The 1,534-nt window shown below is 60.1% G+C and carries 3 protein-coding genes; all 3 read left to right on the top strand.

The annotated features are described in order from the left end of the window. Nucleotides 1-864 (top strand): DUF2800 domain-containing protein (locus tag OO70_RS50260; protein ID WP_043688228.1); only part of this gene is annotated, 864 nt, incomplete at its 5' end. Continuing rightward, nucleotides 857-1,093: a hypothetical protein gene (locus OO70_RS55150; RefSeq protein ID WP_096766524.1), complete on the top strand. Its 237-nt coding sequence runs from the start codon at nt 857-859 to the stop codon at nt 1,091-1,093. The genes OO70_RS50260 and OO70_RS55150, both read left to right, overlap by 8 nt. A gap of 112 nt (nt 1,094-1,205) precedes the next feature. Further along, nucleotides 1,206-1,534 (top strand): hypothetical protein (locus OO70_RS50255; protein ID WP_043688227.1); only part of this gene is annotated, 329 nt, incomplete at its 3' end.

Genomic DNA, 1,534 nt, shown 5'->3' with positions numbered 1-1,534 from the left:
ATCCTGATCTACAAGCGCCGAACGAAGCACCTGATCGTGCTCGACTACAAGTATGGCAGCGGTCACGTCGTCGAGGTCAAGAACAACCCGCAGGTCCGCACCTACGCGGTCGGCGCAGCGCGGATGTTCGAGAAGGAAGGCGTCGAGAAGATCACCAGCGTCATCATCCAGCCGCGCGCCTACCACAAGGACGGAGCGGTTCGCGAAGAGACGATTGATCTGTTCGACCTCTACGAGTTCGAGTCTGAGCTGGCTGTCGCCGCCCAGGCAACGGACGACCCCAATGCCCCGCTCGTCGCGGGCGAGCACTGCAAATTCTGCCCGGCCGCTCACGGCTGCGAGGCGCTCCGCGACTTCGTTCGCGACGGCCTCGGCGTGAAGAAGCTGAAGCCTGGCGAAGAAGTCACGGAGAAGCACTTGCCCTCACTGAAAGACCTAACGTCTGCGCAGCTCGGGCGCATCGTTCGCGAAGCCAGGGTGTACGAAGGGTACATCCGTCGCGTGCTTCAGCACGCCCACGCCGAGGCGCTCGACGGCCGCATCCCCGATGGCAACAAGCTGGTCGACAAGCGAGCGTATCGCAAGTTCACCATCGGCGACGATGAGATCATCGCGATCCTCGATCTCGAAGGGTTCACCGAAGACGACTACCTGAAGGACCCCAAACTGCTCACGCTCACGCAGCTCGAAAAGGCTGTCGGCAAGAAGAAGTTCGCCGAGCTGTTCGGCAAGGCGGACAGCCCCGACAAGTTCTGGAAGAAGGAATCGAGCGGCTACGTGCTCGCGCCCATTGAGGACGCACGCGAGCAGGCGAAGCTGAGCACAGGCGACGCGTTCGGTGCGGTGGAGGACGACGATGAGTGAGACCCTATTCGACAGTTTCCGCGCGTTGCTTGGCGTCGGGATTTATACCGACTTCCAGTTGACCGATATCGGCATCCACTTGAAGTGCTGGCGCACCGGCAACAGCCGACGTGTTGAGGTCTCTCACTGCATATTGTGGCAACAGGTAGAAGCCTCCCGACAGCCGCATAGTCTCTTCAAATACTACGCCGATCTGTCTCGCGCAAAAATTGAACGCGCCGAGGCATAGTTGAATTGGGTTTCGCCTGCACCCGCCCCTTGAGTGGGGGAAAGCGGCGACGTTTGCGTGACGAGTAAGGTCTGTCACCTGACGACCTGAGACCTAGGAGGGTAACCTTTCTATGACTACCGACCTGAAGAAGTGGCACTACATCGAGAGCGAAGACCGCTGGATGTCTCCGAAGGGACGCCTGGTGTTCGTGGCGCTCGCGAAGAAATTCCGTGCCCGCGATGCCAAGCCGGATGACGAAGGCCAGTTCGCCGCGTCGATGATCTTCGCGCCCCATGTGAACCACGCGCCCATCGAGAAGGTCATCCTCGACCTGGCGGTGGCCGAGAAGTTCAAGAACAAGAAGGGCAAGATCATCGAGTCGTCGGTCCTGTCCGACTTCACCAAGTGGTCCGACCACAAGCTGAACTTCCCGTTCCTCGACGCCGACATCAACCTGGC

Origin of the sequence: Streptomyces xylophagus (assembly GCF_000716435.1) — a bacterium.
Classification (GTDB): domain Bacteria; phylum Actinomycetota; class Actinomycetes; order Streptomycetales; family Streptomycetaceae; genus Streptomyces; species Streptomyces xylophagus.
The sequence above is the reverse complement of the archived record's forward strand: the minus strand, read 5'-3'. Positions and strand labels throughout refer to the sequence as shown.